This window comes from Acidimicrobiales bacterium (assembly GCA_036378675.1).
In the GTDB taxonomy this organism is placed as follows: domain Bacteria; phylum Actinomycetota; class Acidimicrobiia; order Acidimicrobiales; family Palsa-688; genus DASUWA01.
The window spans coordinates 88,292-112,763 of sequence record DASUWA010000005.1 but is presented as its reverse complement, the minus strand read 5'-3'; the positions used below and the strand labels follow the sequence as shown (position 1 = coordinate 112,763).

Here is a 24,472-nt window from a genome sequence, read left to right as displayed (position 1 = left end):
ATGTTCCGGTTCGTCGTTATTGGCGCGGGGATCATCGGGCTAGCCACCGCACGAGAGCTTCAGCGGCTCAATCCCGACGCCAGTGTGACGGTGCTGGAAAAAGAGCCCGTCGTCGCCGGCCACCAGACCTCTCACAACTCGGGCGTCGTGCATGCAGGTGTTTACTACCCGCCGGGGTCGCTGAAGGCTCAACTCTGCACCAGAGGCCGCACCTTGCTGAAGGATTACTGCGAGCGGAACGGGATCCCGTACGAGGAGTGCGGGAAGGTCGTGGTCGCCCGGGACTCTCGAGAAGTTCCCCTGCTGAGGGAGATAGAGCGCAGGGCATTCGAGAACTCGGTCCCCGACATTCGCTGGCTCGACTCCTCCGCCCTCGCCGACGCGGAACCTCACGCGAAAGGCGTCGCCGCGCTGCACTCGCCGCGCACCGCGATCGTCGACTTTGCACAAGTCGCCCGCGGTCTGGCCAGAGACATCGACGTGCGGCTCGGTTTCGAGGTGACCGGGGTTCGCAGCACGCCGACGGAAGTCGTCTTCTCCGGCCCCGCCGGCGAGGTCAAGGCGGACCGCGCAGTGATCTGCGCGGGTCTTCAAACCGATCGGATCGCCAAGCTCGCGGGCGACGTTGACGGGCCGGCGATCATCCCTTTCCGCGGCGAATACTGGCGGCTGTCCACTGCCGCAGAGCACCTCGTCCGGGGATTGATATATCCCGTGCCCGATCCGGCCTATCCGTTCCTCGGGGTTCACCTGACCAGAAGGATTGCCGGCGGCGTGGACGTCGGGCCGAACGCGGTCCTGGCTCTGTCGAGGGAGGGCTACCGCAGGCGGGACGTGTCGTTGAGGGACACCGCCGACGCGCTGCGGTATCCGGGCTTCAAGGCGATGGCCCGGAGGCACTGGAGGGCGGGAGTGAGCGAGCTGCGCGGCTCTTTTTCCAAACGGGTTTTCGCGAACGAGGCGCGCCGGCTGGTCCCCGAGCTCGACGACGCGCACCTAATCCGGGCTCCCGCCGGCGTGCGCGCCCAGGCGGTCGACCCCGACGGTTCGCTGGTGGACGACTTCCGCATCAGCCGGGCGGGCGGGCGCGGCCAGATAATCACGGTGCGGAACGCACCCTCGCCCGCGGCGACGTCGTCGCTGGCGATCGCCGAGCTGATCGCTGGCGAGGTAGAACACGTGTTCGGTTAGACTGGCTGTGTGGCGACGGCTCCGATCCAGGGCAGCCTCTTCGCCGGCGGCCCGGCGAAGGTTCACGCCGACGCGGGCTTCGAGCGGACCGAGCTCGGAGCCGGGGCCTGGGTGGATGTCTCGAGGGGTTGGCTCGGGGGAGCCGACGACCTTATGGAGCGCCTGGCAGAGACGGTCGACTGGCAGCATCACCGCAGGTGGATGTACGACCGGCTGGTCGACGAGCCGCGCGTCAGCCGCTGGTACGGGTCCGGCGATGACCTTCCCGATCCGGCGCTCGACTCGTTCCGCAAGGCCGTCGGGCGGCATTACCACGTACGGTTCGGCGCCGTCGGGCTGAACTACTACCGCGACGGGCGCGACAGCGTGGCGTTCCACTCCGACCGCGAGCTGCGGCACCTAGATGACACCCTGGTCGCGATCGTGACGATCGGTTCGGCGCGTCCTTTCCTTCTGAGACCATCCGGAGGCGGAAAGTCGATCGACCTGCGGCCCAACTCGGGAGATCTGCTCGTGATGGGCGGCACCTGCCAGCTGCACTGGGAGCACGCGGTCCCCAAGGTCGCTCGGGGCGCCGGCCCGAGGATCAGCGCCTCCATCCGCTGGGCCAAGAAGGGCGGCTACGAACGCGAATGGGCCCCGCCGGACCGCGACGTAATAGCTATACACGACTGACGGCCGGGCATGGGGCAGGGGCCCCCATGCTCCGGAGGAGACTGGGGTTTAGGGGCCCCAGTCGGGTCAGTGTTACGGCCGGGCATGGGGCAGGGGCCCCCATGCTCCCGAGGAGGCCGGGCCTGCGGGGTGCCCGGCCGGGTTAATTACTTCGACAGGGTCTGGGCCTGCTCGATGTAGATCTCGGCCTGGTTGACGTCCTTCTGATATGTCGCCAGGTCGCCGTTCTTCAACGCCGTGTTAGCCGCGTCGAGGGTGACCTTCGCCGAGTTGAGCAGGGATGCGACCGTCGACCCCGGCGGCGGCGGTGGGATTCCACCATTTGGGGCGAGGGTGGTCGGTGTCGTGGTGGTGGTCGAACCGGGTCCGTTGCTTCCCGGAGTCGGCACGTTCGACGGGATCGTCGATGCCGCGGTGGCGGCTGCGGTGCCGCAATACGAGGAGAACGGCTTGCTGCCATCGCTGTTGATCACCTGGCAAAGTGCGTTGTCGAGCGACGCGTTCGAACTGTGGTAGGCCTGACCGCCGTAGACGACGATCACGTCCTTCAGCGTCGGGATCTGGTTGCTCGACGACTCCACGTACACCGGTTGCACGTAGAGAAGGCTCTGATCTATCGGCACAACGGCGACTTCTCCCAGCTCGACCGTCGACCCGTTCTGGTTCAAATAGGAGAGCTCAGTCGAGATGGCCACGTTCGACCGTATGGCGTTGGCGATGAGCGCCGGGCCGTCAACCGTCTGGCCCGCCGGCGTCTCGAATACGCGCAGGGCGCCGTAATCCTGGGGGTCCGAGGAAGCGGTCATGAAGGCGGTGAGGTTCTGCCGCTCGGCGGAGGTCGACACCGGGACGAACGGTGTCAGCAGCATGAAGCTCTGCTGCGTCGACCTGGGAAGATGGGCGAGGATGTACTGGGGTTGAAGCCTCGCGACCGGAGCCGGCTGCAGCTGCCCGTTGCTGCCGAGGACCGTCTGCCCGATCTGACTGGACTGCGAAAGGGTTCCGCTCCCGGGATCCGGCGAGACCGCCCACGCCTGCGCCTGCGTGTAGAAGTCGGACGCGGCGGTCAAGTGGTACCGCCCGTACATGTTGGTCTGCACGCGGAAGATGTCCTCGGGATAGCGGAAGTGCTCGACGATCCCCGGGATCATCGAATCGGCCTTCGAGATCGGGGTGAACAAGTCGGAGAAGGCCCGCTGGTACACCTTGATGATCGGGTCGTCGGTATTGGTGACGAAGAAGTGCATCGACCCGTCGTACGAGCTGACGACGACCTTCACCGAGTTGCGCACGTAGTTGAACGTCGAGGACAACCCGCTCGTCGTTCCCACGCGATCGGTGTTGGCGTTTTGCGAGTAGGGGTAGTTGTCGGTCGTCGTGTACGCGTCCACCACCCAATAGACCTGGCCGTCGAGCACCACGGCGTACGGATCGGAGTCGTACTTGAGGAACGGGGCCGCTTTGCGCACCCGATCGTTGATGTTCCGTATGAACATCACCTTCGACGATGGGGTGAGCTGGCCGGAGAGGATGAAGTTGGCATCCGTGAAGCGAAGCGCGAACGCGGCCCTCCGGAAGATGCTCCCAGCGTCGACACCGCCGCGCCCGGCATAACGGGTAGTCACCTCGGCTCCGCTCGAGCTCTCGTAGTCGAGCTCGCGCGTCTTGGACGCGGCGATCACGTAACCGCCGGTGTCCGAACCGACTCCGTAATAGACCTGCGAGCCGTTGGGGCTGAGCTGCGGGTTGCCGTTCGGAGGAAGGTTGGAAAGGCTGAAATTCGGCGTGCCGTCCGCGTTCACCCCCGCCTCGCTGATCGGAGCGAGCACCGCTCCGTAACCGTGCGTGTAGTTCAGGTGTTGGTTAACGAATCCTGACGGGACCGACGTGTTGAGCTCACGAACCGACGCGATGGTTGCGGTCAGCTGGCCAGACTGGGCCTGACCGGTCGGGTCGGCGAGCACGTACCGGTCGAGGTCGAGGTCGTTGAACCCGTAGTACTGGCGCAGCGCCTGGTACTTATCGAAGGTGTTCTTCAGCTGCACCGCGGGGTCGAGAAGCCGCACGTTTGCAAGGGTCTGCTGGTTGGCGAGCGCTACGGGAGTGCTCGCCTGAATCTGCGATCCGTTCACAGTCGGGCTGTACGAGTACCCCGAATCGACCTGGGCCTTGTCGAGCCCATACGCGGCGCGGGTCGCGTTGATGTTGCGCTGGATGAAAGACGACTCCTTGGTGAGCTCCGAAGGGCTGACCCGCAGGGCCTGGTAGATCGCCGGGTAGGCGTCGCCGACGAGCAGGTACACCAGCGCCCATAGCGCGACCGCCGCGATCGGCAGGGTCCATCCCTTCTGGCGGATGTTGTAGAAGAAGAGCCCTGCCGCTATGACCGCGATCGCGATGAGCAGGGTGCGCGCCGGGATGGTCGCATGCACGTCGGTTGCGGTGGCACCGTTCACCACGTGGTTCCGGTCGAGCACAAGCTCCAGACGCTGGAAGTAGTAGTCGACGCCCTTGATGATGGCGAGCGCGCCGAGGAGCACAGACAGGTGGGTCTTGACCGCGGCGGTCACCCGGCGTTCTCCCTGGAGGTGGATGCCCCCGTTCAGGTAGTGGGCGACCGCCGTGATAACCAGAACGATGATCAGAGCCTCGAACGCCCATCCCAGCAAGAACTTGATGAACGGCAGCTCGAAGACGTAGAAGCCGATGTCCTTGTGGAACTGCGGGTCCTTGGCGCCGAAGCTGAGGTGGTAGCGGAGGAGATCCCAGTTGTTCCACTCCCGGTTGGCGCCGATGCCTCCCAAGAGGGCGAAGATGAACGCCGTCCCCAGTCGGACCCAGCGACCCTGGGGGTAGACGTACTCACGGTAACGCACGACCAGCTCGTCGGCGCCGCCCGAGGTCACGTCCAGCGGGGCATACCGGTCGGCGAGGATGAGGTTGCCCCACATGAGGAAGAAGAAGATGGCGATGAAGACCAGCGCGAGAAGCACCTTGGTCAACAGCACGCCGCGGAAGACCGATGTGAACCCGACCGACTGGAACCAGAGATAGTCGGTCCAGAACCGCGCCAGTCCGCTCAAGGAGGCGATCAGGATGATCACCAGCACCACGACGGCGGCGATGATTATCCGGGCACGTCGGGTGGTGCGCGGCAGCCGTCGAGGCGGCATGTCGGCGGGGGTTCGCATGCGGTCGGCGAGCCTACAAGGAGGAAAACGGTGTCGGTTCGCGACCCGTCAGCTGCTGACGGGTACCAGCAGGCAGCGGCAGCCGGAGTGCGCCGGCGGGTAGGGCTGGCCGGTCGGGAAAGGCTCACCCTTCGGCAGCTCGCCGGCGAGTGCGTCGTCGTCGCAGTCCGGGCAGGGCCCGTCGGCGTCCTCCACGACCCAGCGGAACAGCGTGCCGTCGGGCGTGGCGTTCCATGTTCCCCGCGAGAACGCGGCCGCCAGGGCGTCGCCCGCCACCCGCTCGATGCGGTGGCTCTTCCACTCCCGGTAGGCCGCCCCGAGGGACTCCACCAGGACCGACTGCTCCTCCCCGGCACCGGCCGTGATGAGGTGCTCGAGGCGCCGGCGAAGGGGCACGACGATGACCGACGCGGCATCGGTCGCGAGGTCGGAGACGTCGGTTGGCGCGGCAGTCGTCCTCGGCGAGCCGACCACCTCGCGGGCGAACGCCGCGCCGGCCGAGGCGGCCTCTTCCAGGACGGGCACCGAAGTCCTTGCGTACCGAGCGTTGTGCGAGTCGAGGTCGGGTAGCAGATTCTCTGACGTCGGCTCGCCGCGCAACCCCCGCAACCGGTCGAGCAGATCGTTCTGCTCGTCCTGCAATGCGCGCTTCAGCTTTCGGGTCAGTCCGGTCTCGAGATCGACGAGTCGGGACTCCCGACGCTCGAGCCACTTGTCGGGGCTGATTTCGCCGGGGCCGGTTTCCTCTGCCACGACGTCCTCTTGCCCGGCTGGCGTCTCAGCTGCGCTCACCCCGGCGGCATCCGGGGCGGCCTCCGCGTCTCGGGGTGACTCAGTTCCCGCTTCGGGCTCGCCCCCTGTAGCGCTTGACAGCACCCGCTCGAGCGCGACCGTGGGCTCGTCCTTACCCGCGCGGATGCGCGCGAACAGCTCCTCGACCGGGCTAGTCCTGCTCGCCACCGATTCGACCGCGTCGACCGGTTCCTCGGCTTCTACAGCTTCCTCGGCTTCGACGGCCGGCAGAACCGCCGTTGCATCCTCGGAGTCGATTTCTCGTTCGCCGGCTGCTTCAGTCTCAACCGCGCTCGCCTCGGCGGTCTCGACGTCATGCGAGTCGTGCTCCAGCTCCTCCTGGTGCTCTTGCTGCATGCGCCTACCGACCTCGTCTGCGGCCGCACGGGCCTCGGCATCCGCCTTGGTGAGATCCTCCTGAGCCTCCTCGAGCGTTCTGCGTACCACCGCGTACGCCTCGAGAAGTCGCTCCCTCCCGGCGCGCAGCTGCTCGATCTGGACGGTCGCGACCCTCCGCCGGCGACCGAGGTCCTCGAGAATGCGTTCCCGGGTCGCGTTGGCCCCTTCCACCGTGAGCGCACGTTCCTGTTCCGCCTTCGACTTGATGGCTTCGGCTTCCGCGTTGGCGCGGTCGAGGAGTTCAGAAGCATCGCCGCGTGCGGCCTCGACTATCCCGGAGGCCGCTTCCTCCGCCCTCTTACGTTCTTCGACGAGGACTGTCTCCGCGTCGGCTCTGATTCGTTCGGCCTCTTCTCTGGCTTCCGCGACCGCGCGTTCAGACTCATCAGCGGCCTTATTTCGCAGATCCTGCGCAGCCGCGCGCGCAGTGCGGAGTATCGCAGCCGTCTCGTCTCCTACGGCCGCCATCAATGTGTCTTCGTCGAGCACGGGCGGTCTGGCCGCGCGCTCCTCCGCCGAACGCCAAGCCGACTCGAGTTGATCGGCCCGCTCGCGCAATGCCCGCACTTCGGCTGCGATCCGGGCCAGAAAATCACGTACCTCCGACTGGTCATAACCGCGAAAGCCTGACGTGAAGGTCCTCGCCTGGATCAGTTCAGGCGTAAGGGCAGGGTCAGGGACCATCCCTGTCAGCCTAGGGCGGTCGACTTGTCGCGATGGGTGATCATGTCCGCCTGATCAGGCACCGGAATCCGCATGTAAAAAGTGCTCCCGCGTCCTATCTCGGACCTGCAGCTGATCGACCCTCCGTGGCCTTCGACGACCCTCTGGGCAAGGGTGAGACCGAGCCCCAAGCCGCCAAACGCACGGGTGTCCGACGCATCCCCCTGGACGAAGTCGCCGAACATCCGCTCCGCCTGATCTCGCGCCATACCAACTCCGTGGTCCGTCACAGATATCTCCACGAAATCCTTCCCGCTCCTGGCGCCGTTCGTCGGCGCCCCCGGGACCATCGACGCCGACACCACGATCCGCCCGCCGTTCGGCGAGAACTTCACCGCGTTTCCGATCAGTTCGTCGAGAGCCTTTCCCAGCCACCGTTTGTCGACGAGAAGCACGGGAAGTTCCCGTGCGACCTTTCTCCCGATCGTCAGATTGCTGGGGATCCTTTCCGCCCAAGTCGCCGCGACGCTGTTGACGAGACCGCGAACGTCGACCGGCTCGAAGCGCATCAGCATTCGACCCGCACCGCTCGACGCCGAAAACTCGAGCATTTCGACGATCCGTTGCAGCTGGTCGGAGGAACGCCGGATCTCGCTGTACCAGGTCCCGGCCTGCTCGGGCGGGACGCTCTGCTTGCGGAGCAGGAGATCCGCGTAGGCCTTGATGGGTGTCAGCGGGGTGCGCAACTCGTGGCCGATGCGCGACAGGAACTCGTCCTTCATTCGCTCGACCTCGCGCTCGCGGCGAAGGTCGCGCAGCAGGAAAACGTTACCGATCATCTCCCCGTTCGGGCCCCTGACGGCACCGGACGAGACCGCGACCGGGACCGAACCGTTCTCCGGTGATTCGACGGACGCGATCCTCGCCCAGGGGGTGGGGCCAGGATCGACCAACCGCGGACCGAGCGGGACGCCGTCTTCTCCGGTCGCCGACACCACCTTGTCCACCGACTGCCCGACCGCGGCTGTCGCGCTCACTCCGGTGAGTTCCTCCGCAGCGCGGTTGAAGTCGGTCACCCGTCCGGAGCTGTCGACCGCGACAAGGGCATCGGTCATGCCGGCAACCACGGCCTCCATACGGTTCCGCAGGCGGGTCTCGACGTCGGCCGCGGCTTGGAGAGCGTTGGCCTGATCTTGGACGGAATCGAGCATGGAGTTGAACACCGCCGCGAGCGTCGCGACCTCGTCATCACCGCGCACATCGGCACGCAGCGCCGAGTCCCCGCGACCGATTCGCGACGCCACCTGGGTGAGCCGGCGCACGCCGGACGTGATCCGGTCCCCGACGAAAACGGCGAGTCCGAGCGCCAGCACCGTCCCGCCGAGAGCGATGAGGAACAAGGTCCGGTAGAGCTGTGTGCGTGTGGACAGCTCGTTAGTCGCCGGCGCCACGAGCAGTACCGAAAGCGGCGGCGACGACGAGGCAACCGACACTGGCACCGTGCTGACCAGGCTGTCCCCGACGACCCTCGTCCCTCCGGGTGTGCCCGCGGCAACCAGCGCGGCGGCCGACGGTCTGGGCCCAGTGAACGACAGCAACGACTGGAGAGAAACGAGCGCGAGCGTCGGGACCGGGTCAGCCGCTGATCGACCTGCTAGATAGCTGGAGTCGAGCGGTACCGCGTCGATCACCGCGCCGAGAAGCCGGCCACCGGTCAGGCATATCGGGAATGCGGCGGCCGCCCATGCGCCATTTCCTTCGACGTACACACCTTGACTCGTCTCTCCCGTGACGCAGGAGAGAGCGGGAACACCGAGGTCCTTCGACAGCTGGCCGGCCGAACTGCTGTCCATGCTGCCCGCCGCCCCGACGACTGTCGCATATGGGTCGGAATAGGCGAAACCGGAGGGATACAGCGAAGCAAGCGTCTTGAGAGCAGTCGAGACCTGCTTGGCCGCGGCTGCGGGCGGCTGCGAACCGGGCGGGTCGTTGCCGATCACTATCAGCGGATCGTTGGTTGGATTGTTGAACGTCGTCCCGATCGCGAGAGCGCCGAACCGGGCGTCTTTTACTGCATTGTTCGCCACCGCCACCATCTGCGCGTTCTCGGTGCGCGCGCTCGACGACAGCTGTTTCAGGTCATCCCGCTGCAGCGACGAGGAGATGACCGCTGACAGCGCGACGGCCAGGACAACGACCACGAGCAGGAGGGTCGTCGCTGCGCTGGCCGCGACTTTGGCAGCTACCGAGTTCCGGCTGACCCAGATGATCGCCCCGCCGAGAAGCAGGCTTCCAGCAACGAGAAGCCCGTCGACTTCCAGGCCGGACTTGGACACGTCGTAGAGCTCGGTGACGCCCGCCGCTATCCAGCAGAGCAAGGCGAGCACGAGAAGGATCCGGAGCCGGACTCCCCCACCCCACGCGAAAGCCAGAGGGATAAGGGCGATCCCGGACGCGATCCTCGCCACACCGAGCGCCCCCTCCGGGTCGCCTGTGACGATCAGCGACCCGTGCGCGAAGGCCGCCGCGCCGGCGATGAGGAAACCGAGAACCGCCAAGGCCGCCGCGCTGGACATCTCCCTGTACGGGATCGACCCGATGACAATTCCGGCCGGCCGCACGCCTGGCGGCCTGAGAACCGCGATCGCAATCCCTGAGGCCGCGACTATGAGAGTGACGAACTCGGCTGCGAATTGGATCTGCGTGTCGGTAAGTGACATTCCTGTGTCACCTATTTTGTCCGCTCGGAGGCGCCGGCACATGGCCTCCCAGCAATTCGAGGTCGTTCAGCGCCTGCTGCAGCGTCGATACCGCGTAGACCTTCATCCCGCCGGCGTGGCGGCGCGCCGCATTGAACTCTTGCGGCGGGACCAGAAACACCTGCGCCCCGGCTTTCCTCACCGCCACCGCCTTCTGGGCCACTCCGCCGACGTCGCCCACCGTTCCGTCGATCGAGATGGTGCCTGTCGCGGCCACCAGGTGCCCCCCGGTGAGCTGGCCGCCCGACAGCACGTCGATGAGACCGAGGGTCAGAGCCAGACCGGCCGATGGCCCGCCGATGTCTCCCACGTTGATGTTCACGCCGAACGGGAATGAGAAGGTCGTGTCGTCCTGCGCTACAACACCAAGGAACGGCTTCTGCGGGTTCGCCGCCTGAGTCCCGATCTTCGGCGTCCCGGTCAGATGAGGAGTGACGGTGACCGTCCTCTTGCGGCCCTGGCTGTCGGTCCGGTCCGCGGTGACGGTGACCTGGTCGCCCGGCTTGTGGGTGCGGATGATGTTGACCAGGTCCTGGGCGGTGTGAACCGTTTTGCCGTTGATCGACGTGACCACGTCGCCGCATTGCACGCCGGCGACCGCAGCAGCCGAGCCTGGCTGGATCTGATAGAGCTGGGCGCCGAGGTTGTTCTCGTTGACCGTGTAGCCGAGGCGCCGGACTGCTACGACTGCGGCCGAAGAAGTCGAACCCTGCATCTGCTGGGTGTCCTGGCATGTGAGCTGCGACTGTGGAGTGGAGCCGAGCACAGCTCTCCTCGGAACTAGTTGCGTGCCTTCCTCGAGCGCTCCGACCGGCCCGAGCTTGGAACGGAGGTAGTCGAGTGGGGTCGCCTGCCCGACGTATACGTCGACCATGAACAACCCACCGGCGATCTGGTGGCTGAGGTTGGGAGGCACAGCCAGGCGGGCGCAAGGGGTCCCGTTCGGAAACGACAGGTTCCCGCTTCCCGTGTCCTTGCACGAGGCGCTCGTCGTGATGACCGGTGCGGTTCCTGGGGAGAACACGTAGTAGTTATCAGCGCGGAGCGCCAGCCATGCGAGACCATCCCCGAGAAGCACTGCCACAAGGACGACAGTCATGATCCAAGTGAACGGGTTCAGCCGTCGCGACCACGTACCCTCCTGTACCATCGCCTTCGTCGCCATCCCTCTTGCAAATGGCATATCGCTAGTGGCCACGTACCTGCTTTCCCGATCGGAGGCCCCACAGCCTGCCATGCCGGGAGTCGCTCAATGGAGGCGGCCCCGGTGACTCGGACCGGCGCGACACCGTCTCCGTGGGGCGAGCCGGCCCGCATGCCGCCGGCGACCAGCGATGCGATTCGTTGGGAGCGTCCCGGGAGCAGGGAACGGGCCCGCGCGGTGCTGACCATGTTCTTCGTCGCCATCGTGCTGGGCGCCGCCGCGGCCGGCGTGCTCGGCATCGCGGTTTGGGCGATCGCGGCTCTCTTCCACCACGCCGCCTCTGGCTGATAGCCCGTGACGAACGAAGCTCAGCCGCAGGCTGGGGAGAGTGACAGGCGAAAGGCTGCTGCGATCGCCGGCCACCGCGAAGACCAGCAGGCAGCAAGGCAGGCACTGACGGACGACTCCGGGTCGGTCCGAGCAACCGCGCTCGGCGCCCTGGCGCGGATGGGCGCCCTGCAAGAACCGGATGTCCGAGCCGCGAGCGGCGACCGTGACGCCCGCGTCCGAGCGCGGGCCGCCGAACTCGCCGCAACGCTCGAACCTGACCGAGCCCTTCCGCTGCTGCGTCAAACCTTGAACGATCGCGACGCGCCAGTCGTCGAAGCGGCCTGCTTCGCGCTCGGCGAGCTAGGTGAGGCATCAGCCCCGGCGGTCGAGAGGCTGTCCGACATCGTCCGGCAACACCGTGAGCCGCTGTGCAGGGAAGCCGCCGTCGCGGCGCTCGGCGCAATAGGCGACCCGGCGGGACTTCCCGCGATCCTCGACGCGACCACCGACAAACCCGCCGTTCGCCGGCGCGCGGTTATCGCCTTGGCACCGTTCAGCGGCGACGAGGTCGACGCAGCGTTGCAACGCGCGCTCGAGGACCGCGACTGGCAGGTCCGTCAAGCCGCGGAGGACCTAACGGGGACTGTTACATAGCCCGGGCGGGGCCCCAACCCGCCCTCCTCCGAAGCGTGGGGTCCCCAACCCCACGCCGGCCGTCGTTACATGAACAGGTCTTTGACCGCGTCGAACTCCTCGAGGCACTTGCCGGCGCCAAGGACAACGCACTCCAGCGGCGCGTCAACAAGGTGCACGGGAAGAGACGTCTCCTCGGAGAGCCGCCGGTCGAGCCCGCTGAGCATCCCGCCACCGCCGACGAGGTGGATGCCCTGGCTGATCAGGTCCTGGGCGAGCTCAGGCGGCGAATTGCCGAGGCATTTCACGACCGAGTCGACGATCGCGCCGACCTGTTCCTCGATCGCCTCGCGGACTTCTTCCGGTGCGAGGATCACAGTCTTAGGAAGCCCGGTCATCAGGTCGCGGCCGCGAACCTCCGCCTTCACCGAGTCGTCAGTCGGCCAAGCCGAACCGATGGCGAGCTTGATCTCTTCGGCCGTTCTCTCACCCACTGCGATGCCGTACTCGCGCCGGACGTACGTCTGGATCGATGCGTCGATGTCGAAGCTACCGACCCTGATCGCTTCGAGCGAGACGATCCCGCCAAGGGAAATGACGGCCGTTTCGGTCGTCCCGCCGCCGACGTCGACGACCATGTTGCCGAGCGGTTCGTGGATCGGAAGCCCGGCCCCGATCGCAGCGGCCATCGGCTGCTCGATCAGGTATGCCCCGTTCGCGCCGGCGCCTCTCGCGGCTTCTTCCACCGCGCGTCTTTCGACCTCCGTGATCGCGGACGGAACACAGATCAGAACGCGCGGCCGGTTGAAGCGCGACACACCTGCCCGTTGAAGCAACAGGCGGATCATCCGCTGGGTAATGTCGAAGTCGGTGATCGCGCCCTTGCGCAAAGGCCTCACCGCCACGATGTAGCCGGGCGTCCGGCCGATCATCTGCCAGGCCTCGTGACCCATCGCCAGCACGTCTTGAGTGCGCGAGTTCAGCGCGATGACGGTCGGTTCGTTCAGAACGATTCCGCGAGCTCGCGAGTAGACCAAAGTGTTGGCGGTGCCGAGGTCGATGGCCAGGTCTCTAGCCATTTGCCGATCCCGATTCACCTGAGCCGATGTCACTGGGCCCGATGTCACCGGACCCGATGTCGCCGGAGCCCGTGTCCCCGCCCTCGACCTCGTCGGGCTCACTTCGGATAATCCGCAGCCCACCTGGACGCGGCTGGATCCTCACCGGGTTTTCGCCAACCGCCCGGCTCGGTTGCTCGAGGGTCAAAGTCTCAGGTGCAAGCGCGCGAAGCCCTCGGTTGAACGACGCGACATTCGCGTCCACCGACTTCGGTTGTCGATGACGCAACCACACGACGGTTCCGCCGATCACGGCTAGCACGACCGCGCCGATGAGGTACGCGAGGTTGGCGAGGACGACACCCGACGACGCGCTCACGTCCCCGCCCCAGCAGCATCCCCGACCGGTGAAGCAACCTCTTCGACCGGTGCCGAGCCGGTTCCCCAATCCTCGCCGCCGCTCCAACGTTCACGCTTCCAGATCGGAACCGTCCGCTTCAACGTGTCGATGCAGTAGCGCGCCGCTTCGAACCCCTCAGCACGATGACCCGCGGACACGGCGACGATTACCGAGCAATCGGTCACCGCCAGCACGCCTATGCGGTGTAGGAGCGCGACCCTTCCTACGCTCGGCCACTTCGACTTCGCTTCCGCTGCGATCTCCTCGAGGCGGCGCTCCACCTGCCCTTCGTAGGCCTCGTACTCGAGCTCGCTAACGCCCGGCCGTCCTTCCGAATGGTCCCTCACCGTTCCGCCGAAAAGAACGACGGCCCCACAGTCAGGCCGAGTGACCCACTCCGCGGCGCGCTCGTACGACAGGGGGGCATCAGTCAGTACCACCCAGACGTTCGCGCCCTCTTCTCCAACCCTGCTCGGTCCGTGCGCGGCCGCGCTTTGCACGCAGACAATGCTACGGCGGCGGCGCTCGCCCGTGTGCCCGCTTTCAACCGGGCGGCGCGCGACGTCCAACTTCGACCTGTCCTCGTTAGGCTCGAAACCTGTGGAACCAGACGACGGCATGGAGGAAGAGCGCCCGCTCACGCCGTTGTTACCGCCAGACGACAGGCTGTGGCGGCATCCCTCGGAGATGCATCTTGCCCCCGGAACGGGTGGCGGGGGGCCCGGAAAATTCACCGATGGACCGCCATCTGGGGGCCTCGGGTCGGAACGATCCGGGGGCCACCGGATATGGGTCGTGGCGGTCGTCGCCGGCTTCGTAGGAGCCTTCGTCGCATCGGGCGTGGGCATGGTCACGGGGGTCTTTGAGCAGCAGACAACAGTCGTGCGCTCGGTCACATCAGGTGGGCCCGGGCTCACGCTCACCTCCGATAGCGCGGGGAGCGCGGCATCGATCGACTGGACCCAGATCGACGACACCCTCGCCCAATCGGTCGTGTCTGTGAGCGTCAACGGTGCGAGCGGTCCGGCGACGGGTTCCGGGCTCATGTTCCTGCAGGGAAGTTCGAACTCCTACATCGTCACGGACAGCGCTCTCTTCGACGGTGGGGGTGCGATCACCGTGTCGTATCTCTCCGGCGAGACTGAAAGAGCCCACTTGGTCGGCTCTGATCCGATAAGCGGAATTGCTCTGCTGTCGGTCGCGAGCCGGGAGGGGCTGATCCCCGCACTGGGTTCGGTGGCACAGCTCAGAGTCGCCAGCCCGGTACTTGCGATCGGGGCGAGGACGTCGGCGGGAGGATCCGTTTTCGCCGGGTCGGTCACCGCCGAGGACCGTCAGGTTGATGTCGCCGGCGGACTCGTCATGCAGAACATGATCGCGGCGGCGGCTTCGCAGGTGCCCGAATCGATAGGCGGCGGACCTCTCGTCGACGGCCAAGGACGCGTCGTTGGCATAACCGTTGCGCTCGACCCGACCAACGCGACCGATCAGGGACTCGTCTTCGCCGTACCTGTCGACATGGCCGTTCGTGTCTCGCAGGAGCTGCTGTCAGGCGGCAAGGTCGACCACCCGTGGCTGGGGATCTCCGACGCGGCGGACCTCTCGACCGCAGTCGCCCGCCAGCTCGGCCTGTCGGGCGGGGCGCAGGTCGGTCAGGTCCTCCCGGGAAGCCCCGCCAGCCGGATCGGGCTCAACCCCAACGACATCATCACGTCGTTCAACGGGTCGCCGGTCACCTCGACTGGAACGTTCACCCACCTTCTCTCCGTGTGCACGCCCGGAAAACAAGCTCCCATCAGCTACATCCACGACGGCCTCGCCAGGACCGCGTCGGTGTTGGTTTCGAACCAGCCCGACGGCTACTAGGCGCGGTTCCGTCGCCGGCGCCGCGACCTGATCGCTGCGACCAGCGCGCCGGCGCCTGCTACAACTCCGGCGACTGCGATCACCGCGACGATCAGGTTGTAGTTCTGTCGCTTCCCCGGTGGCAGGTCGTCCCAGTGCGGGCGTGCATCCGTGGCCACGAGTGCCTCCTCGCTCGAATACGCGGGAGCCCATCCTTCGGCCTTGAGCTTGTCCGGAGCGACGACCCACGGGTGGATCGCGTACGCCCTCGCCTCCTTCGGCACGCCCGATCGCCAAAACCGCCACGCCAGGTCCGAAACCTCCTGAGCCACCCGCGACGGCAGGGTCAGCTTGGCGACGCCGCCGGCCAACGCGCGGGCCTGGTCCTCGGGGACGCCAGCGTCGGGGGCGACGTTGAAAACTCCCCTCAAATGCCGCTCCCACGCCACCACCACGGCGGCGGCGAGGTCGTCCACGTGCAGGTATTGCACCGGGCGGGAGCTGTCAGCGGAGCGTGGGGTCCTCGTGGCGCCGAGTGCCTGGTACAGCGGTCGTCCGGGTGAACCGAGCGTGACCGCCGGCCTGAGCACGACCATATCGACCGCGGCGTGCGCGGCGGCCCAGTCGGCGGCGACCCGTTCCGCCTCCGCCTTGGCGACGGCGAAACCGAACTCCGGGTTGGGACGGAGAGGGGTGTCCTCGGTCAGGGGAACCTTGTTGTCGGGCCACGCCCCGTAGACGGTGGCGCTCGATACGAACACGACCGAAACCACGTCGGCCTCCGCGGCGGCTTGCAGGACCCGGGACAAAGATGTCCGGTTGGCGACGGCCGCCTCTGCCACATCACTCGGGCGGCCGCGCTCGTCAGGGGTCCTCCAGGCGAGGTGGAGAATGCCGTCAACGCCCCTGAAAGATTCGCGCAGCTGCCCGTCCGCACCACCTGGCACCGAGAGGTCGACCATCCGGAACTCGAGCTTCGGGTGGCTGAATGCGGGCGCAACCATGTCGATCCCGACGATCCGGTCGACGTCGTGGTGTTCGGCGAGCAGCCGGGCCACTCGCTGTCCGAGCGAACCTCCCACCCCGGTGACGACAACGGATCGCACAGCCCTACGATGCCTCAGTGACTGAAGTTGTCGAAGACCTGAGGATCACCGGCCGGTGAGCAATCCCGAGTTCTTCGGCCCCGGCGGTCCCTTCGCAGGCGGCCCGTTCAGCGATCTCATGCGGGATCTTGCGCGGCTGTTCGCGACGCAGGGACCGGTCAACTGGGAGATAGCCGGCCAGATGGCGACCTGGGCGGCCACCGGCGGCGAGCCCCAGCAGAACGTCGATCCCGTCGCCCGGGTGAGGCTCGAGGAGCTGATCCGAGTCGCGGAACTGCACGTCGCCGAGGCTACCGGCCTGGCAGTTTCGTCCAGCGGAGTTCTCAGAGTTCGCGCGGTGAATCAACCCGAGTGGGCGCTCCGAACCCTCGATGCTTGGAAGCCCCGCCTGGAGGCACTGGCCGAGCGGATGAACTCGGCGATGACCCCGGGGTTGTCCCCGCCCGGCGTGCCGGAAGCAGGTGCTGAAGCTGCGGACGGCCCCGGCGACCCCATGTCCCAGGATCCCATGTCCCAGGATCCCATGTCACAGGATCCCATGTCACAGCTGTTCTCGAACCTACCCCAGGTGCTTGGCCCGTTCCTGTTCGGGCTGCAGGCCGGTTCGATGGTCGGCCAGCTCGCAGCACGCGCGATGGGCCAGTACGACCTTCCGATTCCCCGCCCACCGAGCGACGAGCTGCTGATGGTGCCTGAAGCGATCGACTCGTTCGCCTCGGACTGGAGCCTGAACGCCGACGACGCCCGCCTTTGGATCTGCGTTCGCGAGACGGTGAACCACGCGGTGCTGGGCCGTCCGCACGTCAGGGCACGGCTCGACGAGCTGATCGACGCGTACGTCGCCGCTTTCGATCCGAATCCTTCGATGCTCGAGGAGAAGCTCGGCGGCGTCGATCCCACCGACCTCTCGTCGATGCAGGAGCTTCTGGGAGACCCAGAGACCCTCCTCGGCGAAATGGAAAACGACGAACAGCGCCGCATCAAAACCCAGATTCGCTCCCTGCTGTCGGTGGTGACCGGCTACGTCGACCACGAGATGGACTCTGTCGGCCGGCGCCTGATCGGGTCCTACGGCCCCCTCACCGAGGCCCTACGTAGGAGGCGGCTCGAGGAGAGCAGCGGAACACGGATCCTGGCGAAGCTGTTCGGAGTGAGCCTCGACGAGGCGGCCTACGAGCAGGGAAGGGAGTTCGTTCGTGGCGTCGTCGAGCGGGCCGGCGAAGAAGGCCTCGCCCGCCTCTGGGCGAGCGCCAAGGAGCTCCCCACAACGGCCGAGGTGGGCGCCCCGGGATTGTGGCTGGCCAGGATAGATCTGCCTGACTGAAAGACCTGGTGGATCGCCCGTCTGTCCTCTCAAGGACGCGGTCACAGTGCCGATAGAGACCATATGCCAGCAGAGGACGGCGGTGGCCGTAACTTCGACCGTCAGGCCCTACAAGCGACCTTGGCGGATCTTGTCAAGGCTGCGGAGGAATCCCCCGACCCAGCTGCGGACGCCGGCGCCCCCGAAGCCGATGCAGTCGAGCAGCCCGCCGCCCCGGCGCCACGCCCCCGAATCCCGACGGTGCGCGCCCCAGGTCAGCAGGTTCCCGGCCTGCCCTCCCCACAGGGTGGCCCGCCGCCTGGCGTCCGTCCCCCGGGCCCACCGTCAGGCGCAGATCAGGGGATGCCCCCGGGCGGTCGCCCCGCGCCTTCTCCCCGACCTTCCCCCGCTGCCTCTCAGGACGCGGAACCCGCCCCTGTTCCGAATCCTGATGCCGTGCGCCCCCCGACGTCCGGGCGTCCGCGTCTCCCGTTCAGCCCCAACCCGAGCCCTGCTCCGCAAGGGGGCCAGGTTGGGACTGTGCGCCCGGGCTCGGGGGGTGTGGCGGCCTCCACCGGTGGTGTGATGGGTTCAGGCGTTCGTGCCCCAAGCTTCAGCGGTGGACTGGTCGGCGGCCTCGGCGGCATCAGCAACGCCGACGACGACGTGGTGATGCCGGGCCGCTCGCTGAACCCCAGCTCCGGATTGGCTGGAATCGGCCGCATGTCCGGTGCGCAGGGTGACAACCTCGCCCGGCTGGCGCCCACCGCAGCCGAGCAGCCGACGGTCCCCCTCCGCAAGCGCAAGCCGGCGGACAGCCCTGCTCCCGAAGCCGAGGCTCCCGCAGGCAAGGGAGGACCGGCTGCCCCGCCCCAGGCTTCGCAGCAGGCCCCCCGGCCGCAGGTCGCCGTTGAGCCTTGGATGCCTAGCTACGACGACATCCTCCCGCAGCGGGCATCCTCGGGTAAGTCGTTCCGCTTCCGCCGGCGCTAGCCCTCCGCCCGGGCGGCAGCTCCGGATTCGAACTTGTAGCCGAGCCCTCGGACGGTCGTGATCCTCGACGGCCTCGAAGGGTCGTCCTCGATCTTCGAGCGCAGGCGCTTCACGTGCACGTCCAGGGTCTTGGTGTCACCCACGTAGTGGGGACCCCACACCCTGTCGATCAGCGTCTCCCGGGTCAACACCCGCCCGGCGTTCGACATCAGCAGCTCGAGCAGCTCGAACTCCTTGAGAGGCATTGCCACCTTCTCGCCCCGCAAGTGGACCTCGTGCCGCTCCGGATCCAGGCTGAGCCCTTCGACCTCCATGACCTCGCCGGGCTCGTCCTCCGAGTGAGCCGTCGGCGACCGGCGCAGGACGGCCCGCATTCTGGCGACCAGCTCCCGTAGGCGGTAGGGCTTGGTGACGTAGTCGTCGGCGCCGACCTCGAGGCCGACGACGGTGTCGATCTCGCTGCTCTTCGCGGTGACCATGATGATCGGCACCCGGCTCCGTGATCGGATCTCGCGGCACACATCGATCCCGGACTTACGGGGGAGCCAAACGTCGAGCAGCATCAGGTCCGGGCGAACCTTGTCGAACCTCTCGATGGCCTCGACGCCGTCGCGTGCGACGGTCACGAGAAATCCCTCGCGCTTCAGGCCCACGACCAGCGCTTCGACGAAGGACTCCTCGTCCTCGACGACCAGCACCGAGTAAGGGTCAGTCACGGGCAATCGCTTCGACCTCTCCTGATAATGGAAGGCTCAACGTGAACGTCGAACCTTCGCCCTCAACCGACTCCACGCTCACCCCTCCACCGTGGTTGGCGGCGACGTGGCGAACAATCGACAACCCCAGCCCGGTACCGCCGGTAAGCCTCGACCGGGCCCGGTCCACGCGGTAGAACCGCTCGAAGATCCGCTCGAGGTCGCGAGCAGGTATCCCGACTCCCGTGTCCGCGACCGCCAGTGCGACCCGTCCCTCTTCGACCTTCGCGACGACCGTTACTGTGCCGCCGGGCTCCGAGTATTTGACCGCGTTGTCGATCAGGTTCGACAGCGCCGACACAAGGTCCCTCCGGTCCCCGCGAACGCTGACCACCGGCGGCTCGTCGAAATGCAGGACCACGCCGAGGCTGGCCGCAACGGGCGCGATCGACTCGATCGACTCGCGCACCACCGACGGGACGGGTACGTCCTCCGGCTCGGCGGGCAGGCCCGCTTCGATGCGGGACAGGTCGAGGAGGTCGTCGATGATCCGTACCAGTCGCTCCGATTCCTGCCCGATGCGGGCCGCCAGCCGTACGACTACCTCCAGGTCGTCCTCCCCGTCGAGCGCCTCGGCGAGGAGCGACAGGGCACCGACCGGCGTCTTCAGCTCGTGGCTGACGTTGGCGACGAAATCGCGCCGTACGGACTCGAGCCTCTGCCGTTCGGATACGTCCTCGATGATCGCCACGACCGAGCCTTCCCGGAGGGGGTAGCCGCGTATCAGTAGGTCCCGCCGGGTCGGGATCGACAGCTCGAGCCGGCGTTCCTGGGGGGCTCCGGTGTTGGCGACCTCCTTGGCGAGTTCCTCGACTGCGTCGCCGGCGAGCAGTGCCGCCGGTCCGTTACCGAGCAGACGGTCGGCGACAGCCGAACGGAAGCTGACGTCACCTCCGGCGTCGAGTATCACGACCCCCTCGGTGACCAGGTCCAGGACCTTTCCGAGCTCGATGTCAGAGGCCTCTGAGCGCTCGGTCCACGCCACAGGGTAGGACGGCACGAAATCAGCGTAGGTAACAAGTGCGTCCGTCGCGGTAGGGGAAGGTGACCAACAGGTAAACAGTCGTTGAACGTTCTTCCTTTTTCCCAGGTGAGCGGTGGGGCAGCCGCAACACTGGGGCCAATGTCGCAGGAAGAGGCGGTCGAGGCGGGAGGACTTGCCCCCGACCAGGTCGACCAGCTCGAGCACCACGACCTCCTGGTCCGTGACTGCGTGTTCGGAGTCAAGGACCTGTCCTTCTACTACGGGGACGTCAAGGCGCTTCAGTCGGTGAGCCTGGACATCTACCAGAAGGAGATCACCGCTCTCATCGGGCCGTCGGGCTGCGGGAAGACGACCTTCCTGCGCTGCCTGAACCGGATGAACGACCTGGTGCCGGGCACCAAGATCGAGGGCGACATCCTCTACCGCAACAGCGACCTGTATGGAGCGTCGGTCCGGCCGATCGACGTCCGCCGGAAGATCGGGATGGTCTTCCAGCGGCCGAACCCGTTCCCGAAGTCGATCTACGACAACGTCGCCTTCGCGCCGCGGCTGGGCGGCGTCCGCCGAGCGGACCTTGACGACCTGGTCGAATCGTCGCTGCGTCGGGCTGCACTGTGGGACGAGGTGAAGGACAAGCTGAAGAAGAGCGCCTTCACCCTTTCGGGTGGACAGCAGCAGCGGCTGTGCATCGCTCGGGCTATCGCCGTGTCGCCGGACGTGATCCTCATGGACGAGCCCGCTTCCGCGCTCGACCCGATCGCCACCCGGTCGATCGAGGAGCTGATGCGCGAGATCGCCTCCGAGTACACGATCGTGATCGTGACCCACAACCTCGCCCAGGCTCTACGGGTGGCGGATGTGACCGCGTTCTTCACCGCTCAGGTGGAGGACGGCAATCGGACCGGTGTCCTTGTCGAGTCGGGCCGCACCGAGGACATCTTCTCGAACCCGAAAGACCAGCGGACCGCGGACTACGTGGCCGGCCGCTTCGGCTGACCGTTTTCCACGCTTCACTCCTTATAGGGACATACGCTCGATGCTGCGGCGCGAGCGCCTGGAAATCACCTGCCCCAAACCGATCAGGATGAGGAGGATGATCAGCGTCACCGCGCCGGCCGCCGCTGCGGTCGCGTGGGCTCGCTGGCCGGGAAGGGCGAGGTCGTTGTAGGTCACCCCGGTCAGGTAACCGAGGGGATGGTGGAACAGGCTGAGTTGCGGGTTCGAGTCGCTGAAGCCGGCGGTGAAAAGAAGCGGCGCGGTCTCACCGGTCGAGATGGCGAGGGCGACCACGAGTCCGCTGACGATCCCCGGCAGCGCCGGCGGGATGAGCACCGAACGCACTGTGCGCCAACGACCGATCCCGAGGCCCGCTGACGCCTCCCGCAAGGCAGTCGGGACCTGCCTGACCGCCACCTCCGTGGTCCTCACCACGTACGGCACTACCAGGATGGAAAGGGCGAGCACCGCCGCAGCCAGGGAGAAGCCCCAGTGGAACTGGATCACCAGAGCCAGGTATCCGACGTACCCCACGACGATCGAGGGGACCCCGGAGAGGACTTCGGAGAAGAAGCGCAGCGACCGTTCCGTCCTCCCGGCGGCGAACTCCGCGAGGTATATCCCGGCTGCCACCCCGATGCCACCGGCGACGATGAGGACGCCGAGGAGCATGAGGAGGGTGCCGTAGAGGGCGTTCTGCAGGCCGATCCCATGCGTCGACTGGGTGAACAGCGACCACCCGAACGCCGGCGCCGCCTGGTGGAAGATGCTCACGAGCACCCATATCGCCGGCGTCGCGATCAAGCCGAGCGCGAGCCAACCCAATCCCCAGAAGATGCGGTCCTTCCACATCCGGCTACCGCTCATTTAGACACCCCTGCCGACGGGTAGGCCGGTGTCGGCGAAGCGCCTTGTCAGCAGCCGGCCGCCGAAGTTGGTGATGAGTGTGATCCCCAGAAGCACGAGGCCGAGCTCGGCAAGCGAGTGGATTCCCATTTTGGTGGAGTCGGTGAGCGCTCCGTCGAGGAAGGACGCGATCGTCGCGGCCATCGTCGAAAACGGGGCGAACACGCTGTGGGGGTAGGCGTTCAGGAAGTTCCCGCTGATGATGAGAACGGCGATGGTCTCGCCGAGCGCGCGGCCCCACCCGAGGATCGTTGCGGCGATGACCCCGGTGCGGATGTAGGGCAAGGTCACGACGCGCACCATCTCCGACGAGGTCAACCCCAGCCCTATGGCGCCCTCCTTGGCGGTTGCCGGGACCGAGCGGACCAGCTCCCTGGTTATGGAAGCGATGATCGGGATAACCATTACCGCCAGGACGACGGACGCTGTGAGCAGCCCCTGACCCGAGCCGACCGGCCGTTTGATCCAGGGGATGTGCAGGTCCGCGAGCAACGGGTACACGTTTCGGGCGAGCAGCGGACCGAGCGTGTAGAGGCCCCACAAACCGAAGATCACGCTCGGTATGCCGGCCAGGAGATCCAGGAACACCCCGAGCGAGTACTGGAACCGCTGCGGGATCTTCTCCACGAGAAGGATCGCCCCGCCGACCGAGACCGGCAGTGCGATGGCCAGGGCGATCAGCGAGCAGACCAGCGTCCCGAATATCAGGGGCAGGATCCCGTAGTGCGCGCCGGACGCGGCGTGGTAGCCGTGGCGGACCTCGTCGGCGCCGCCGTAAAGGTTTCCGAGGCTGAAGATCTTGCCGGTGAAAAAGCCCCAGCCGTTGAAGACGATCGCCGGATACGCCGACTTGAACATCTCGTAGGCCAGGAAGGCCAGGCCGGCCACCGGGGCGATCCCCGCGATGGTGAGGATCCCGCCGGCGATCCGGTCGGTTCGGGTCAGTTCCAGGCGCCGGCGCGCCCGGGCTGGCAAGCGGTGAAAGCTCGTCAGCCGGGCGCTACCGACGGCGGGACGCCGGGAGAGTTGGAATCTCCCGATCAAACGCACTGCCCCCTTAGCTGCTTATCGACGCAATCGCGGCGTTCACCTTCGGGAGCACCGAAGACGGCAGCGCGACGAACTGGTCCTTCGCCAGGAAGGTCGGGGTGCTACCGCCGTTGGGATCGATCGCGAACACCAGGAAGTCGCGGATCGCGGTGGCGAGATCGGCAGTGGCCTGCTTGTTCTTGACGATGATGTACTCGAAGTTCACGATCGGGTAAGACTGCGCGCCCGGCTCATAGATCAGCGAGGCCGCGAGATTGTCCGGTACGTTGCTGGCGCCGGCAGTGACAGCGGCGTTCACGGTGCTCGTATTGGGCTGCAGGTAGTTTCCGGCCTGATTCTGCAGCAACGCCTCACCGAGCCCCGCCGTCTGCGCTGTTGCCTCGGCGCTGATGCCGATGTAGGCGACGCAACCGGGGGTGGCTTTGCAGGTCTGGACCATGCCCGGGTTTCCGCTCGCTGTCAGCTCACCGGGGGCCGCCGGCCAGGTGACCGTCGTCCCGAACGCGGGGCCGTTCTTCCAAGTGGCGTTCGTGGCTGACAAGAAGCTGGTGAAGAGGAACGTGTCACCCGAGGAATCGACACGTCGGACCGGCACGATCGTCGTAGCCGGAAGGGTGACGCCGGGGTTGAGCGAAGCGATCGCTTGGTCGTTCCACTTGGTGATCGAACCCTGGTAGACCTTGGCGAGAACGTCGCCGGTCAGCTTCAGGTCCTTCACGCCGGGAAGGTTGTAGTTGACCGCCTGAGAGGAAACTGCGATCGGGATGTTCAACAACCCGGGGTTGGTCGTCAGTTGGCTGTTCGACAGGTAGGCGTCGGAGCCGCCCATCTGGGTTACACCCGCGATGGCGTCGCTGATCCCCTTCCCGGACCCGCCGGCCGAGGCGGCCAAGGTCACGTTGGAGAACTGTGTCTTTAGCGGGGTAACCAGCTGCTGGAGGAACGGGAACAGAAGACTGGACCCGGATTCGTTGAGTGTCTGCGCGGTGCTCGGATTGGAAGTGGACGGCGTGGCCACTGTCGTCGGTGGTGTGGTCGATGCCGTGGTCGAAGACGTATTCGATTTTGTGCTCGAACTACAAGCTCCTGCGAGACCGGCCGTCACGACCAGCGCGAGAGGGACAAGTCGCTTCACTGTGGTTCTCACCTCTTATTCGGGGACGCGTCAGGGTTACCCAGCCAGATGAACTACTAATGACCACTAGGTGTACTCAGCCTTAACAGTTGGCAAAGCGTCGGCCAGGGCGCGAAGCCAGGTGACGCCGGTCACCCAGGCTGCCCTCTTATAGGGACGGTCC

21 protein-coding genes are annotated in these 24,472 nt (G+C 66.6%); 8 read left to right on the top strand and 13 right to left on the bottom strand.

The window, feature by feature from the left end:
• Both lhgO and VFZ97_01685 read left to right on the top strand, forming a co-directional pair.
• Positions 1–1,191, top strand: coding sequence for an L-2-hydroxyglutarate oxidase (gene lhgO / locus VFZ97_01690; GenBank protein HEX6392122.1), 1,191 nt, complete (start codon positions 1–3; stop codon positions 1,189–1,191).
• A 9-nt stretch (positions 1,192–1,200) separates the two neighbouring features.
• Positions 1,201–1,866 (top strand): alpha-ketoglutarate-dependent dioxygenase AlkB, encoded by a 666-nt coding sequence (locus VFZ97_01685; protein HEX6392121.1) that lies wholly within the window; start codon positions 1,201–1,203, stop codon positions 1,864–1,866.
• Positions 1,867–2,012: 146 nt separating this feature from the next.
• Here VFZ97_01685 and VFZ97_01680 read toward each other — a convergent pair whose 3' ends face one another.
• Genes VFZ97_01680 through VFZ97_01665 form a run of 4 tightly spaced genes read right to left on the bottom strand, consistent with a single transcriptional unit; the run spans position 2,013 to position 10,769 of the window.
• Complete coding sequence (locus tag VFZ97_01680; protein HEX6392120.1) at positions 2,013–5,057, bottom strand: UPF0182 family protein; 3,045 nt, start codon at positions 5,055–5,057, stop codon at positions 2,013–2,015.
• Positions 5,058–5,105: 48 nt separating this feature from the next.
• Positions 5,106–6,932 carry a DivIVA domain-containing protein gene (locus VFZ97_01675; protein ID HEX6392119.1) on the bottom strand — a complete coding sequence of 609 codons (1,827 nt, stop codon included), beginning with the start codon at positions 6,930–6,932 and terminating at the stop codon, positions 5,106–5,108.
• A gap of 5 nt (positions 6,933–6,937) precedes the next feature.
• Positions 6,938–9,631, bottom strand: a complete 2,694-nt coding sequence (locus VFZ97_01670) for an ATP-binding protein (protein HEX6392118.1) — start codon at positions 9,629–9,631, stop codon at positions 6,938–6,940.
• Between the two features lie 7 nt (positions 9,632–9,638).
• A complete protein-coding gene (locus tag VFZ97_01665) occupies positions 9,639–10,769 on the bottom strand; it encodes a PDZ domain-containing protein (protein ID HEX6392117.1) in 1,131 nt (376 codons plus the stop codon).
• A 168-nt stretch (positions 10,770–10,937) separates the two neighbouring features.
• Between VFZ97_01665 and VFZ97_01660 the strand changes: the two genes are divergently transcribed.
• Positions 10,938–11,162, top strand: coding sequence for a hypothetical protein (locus VFZ97_01660; protein HEX6392116.1), 225 nt, complete (start codon positions 10,938–10,940; stop codon positions 11,160–11,162).
• Between the two features lie 6 nt (positions 11,163–11,168).
• Positions 11,169–11,798 (top strand): HEAT repeat domain-containing protein, encoded by a 630-nt coding sequence (locus VFZ97_01655; GenBank protein HEX6392115.1) that lies wholly within the window; start codon positions 11,169–11,171, stop codon positions 11,796–11,798.
• Positions 11,799–11,863: 65 nt separating this feature from the next.
• Here VFZ97_01655 and VFZ97_01650 read toward each other — a convergent pair whose 3' ends face one another.
• The 3 genes from VFZ97_01650 to VFZ97_01640 are packed head-to-tail and all read right to left on the bottom strand — an operon-like array spanning position 11,864 to position 13,735.
• Complete coding sequence (locus tag VFZ97_01650; protein ID HEX6392114.1) at positions 11,864–12,856, bottom strand: rod shape-determining protein; 993 nt, start codon at positions 12,854–12,856, stop codon at positions 11,864–11,866.
• Positions 12,849–13,214 (bottom strand): hypothetical protein, encoded by a 366-nt coding sequence (locus VFZ97_01645; protein ID HEX6392113.1) that lies wholly within the window; start codon positions 13,212–13,214, stop codon positions 12,849–12,851. The genes VFZ97_01650 and VFZ97_01645 overlap by 8 nt, the downstream gene beginning before the upstream one ends.
• Positions 13,211–13,735 (bottom strand): molybdenum cofactor biosynthesis protein MoaE, encoded by a 525-nt coding sequence (locus VFZ97_01640; GenBank protein ID HEX6392112.1) that lies wholly within the window; start codon positions 13,733–13,735, stop codon positions 13,211–13,213. The genes VFZ97_01645 and VFZ97_01640 overlap by 4 nt, the downstream gene beginning before the upstream one ends.
• Positions 13,736–13,835: 100 nt before the next feature.
• On the opposite strand from VFZ97_01640, the gene VFZ97_01635 reads away from it, so the two are divergent.
• On the top strand, positions 13,836–15,101 hold the full coding sequence (locus VFZ97_01635) for a PDZ domain-containing protein (protein HEX6392111.1): 1,266 nt from the start codon (positions 13,836–13,838) through the stop codon (positions 15,099–15,101).
• On the opposite strand, the gene VFZ97_01630 is transcribed toward VFZ97_01635, so the two are convergent.
• The gene (locus tag VFZ97_01630; protein HEX6392110.1) at positions 15,098–16,186 is read right to left on the bottom strand and encodes an NAD-dependent epimerase/dehydratase family protein; all 1,089 of its coding nucleotides are present in this window, start codon (positions 16,184–16,186) and stop codon (positions 15,098–15,100) included. The two genes, VFZ97_01635 and VFZ97_01630, sit on opposite strands and share 4 nt — an antisense overlap.
• Positions 16,187–16,241: 55 nt before the next feature.
• Here VFZ97_01630 and VFZ97_01625 point away from each other — a divergent pair, with 55 nt between their 5' ends.
• The gene (locus tag VFZ97_01625) at positions 16,242–17,510 is read left to right on the top strand and encodes a zinc-dependent metalloprotease (GenBank protein ID HEX6392109.1); all 1,269 of its coding nucleotides are present in this window, start codon (positions 16,242–16,244) and stop codon (positions 17,508–17,510) included.
• A 519-nt stretch (positions 17,511–18,029) separates the two neighbouring features.
• The gene (locus tag VFZ97_01620) at positions 18,030–18,482 is read left to right on the top strand and encodes a hypothetical protein (protein HEX6392108.1); all 453 of its coding nucleotides are present in this window, start codon (positions 18,030–18,032) and stop codon (positions 18,480–18,482) included.
• Here VFZ97_01620 and VFZ97_01615 read toward each other — a convergent pair.
• On the bottom strand, positions 18,479–19,198 hold the full coding sequence (locus tag VFZ97_01615) for a response regulator transcription factor (GenBank protein ID HEX6392107.1): 720 nt from the start codon (positions 19,196–19,198) through the stop codon (positions 18,479–18,481). The two genes, VFZ97_01620 and VFZ97_01615, sit on opposite strands and share 4 nt — an antisense overlap.
• Positions 19,191–20,237: an ATP-binding protein gene (locus VFZ97_01610; protein ID HEX6392106.1), complete on the bottom strand. Its 1,047-nt coding sequence runs from the start codon at positions 20,235–20,237 to the stop codon at positions 19,191–19,193. Before VFZ97_01610 ends, VFZ97_01615 begins: the two co-directional genes overlap by 8 nt.
• A 123-nt stretch (positions 20,238–20,360) precedes the next feature.
• On the opposite strand from VFZ97_01610, the gene pstB reads away from it, so the two are divergent.
• Complete coding sequence (pstB, locus tag VFZ97_01605; protein HEX6392105.1) at positions 20,361–21,218, top strand: phosphate ABC transporter ATP-binding protein PstB; 858 nt, start codon at positions 20,361–20,363, stop codon at positions 21,216–21,218.
• 21 nt (positions 21,219–21,239) lie between these two features.
• Here pstB and pstA read toward each other — a convergent pair whose 3' ends face one another.
• The 3 genes from pstA to pstS form a co-directional block, all read right to left on the bottom strand.
• Complete coding sequence (gene pstA, locus VFZ97_01600; protein ID HEX6392104.1) at positions 21,240–22,085, bottom strand: phosphate ABC transporter permease PstA; 846 nt, start codon at positions 22,083–22,085, stop codon at positions 21,240–21,242.
• A complete protein-coding gene (gene pstC / locus VFZ97_01595) occupies positions 22,086–23,099 on the bottom strand; it encodes a phosphate ABC transporter permease subunit PstC (protein ID HEX6392103.1) in 1,014 nt (337 codons plus the stop codon).
• An 82-nt stretch (positions 23,100–23,181) separates the two neighbouring features.
• Positions 23,182–24,309: a phosphate ABC transporter substrate-binding protein PstS gene (gene pstS / locus VFZ97_01590; GenBank protein ID HEX6392102.1), complete on the bottom strand. Its 1,128-nt coding sequence runs from the start codon at positions 24,307–24,309 to the stop codon at positions 23,182–23,184.
• Between the last annotated feature and the right edge of the window lie 163 nt (positions 24,310–24,472).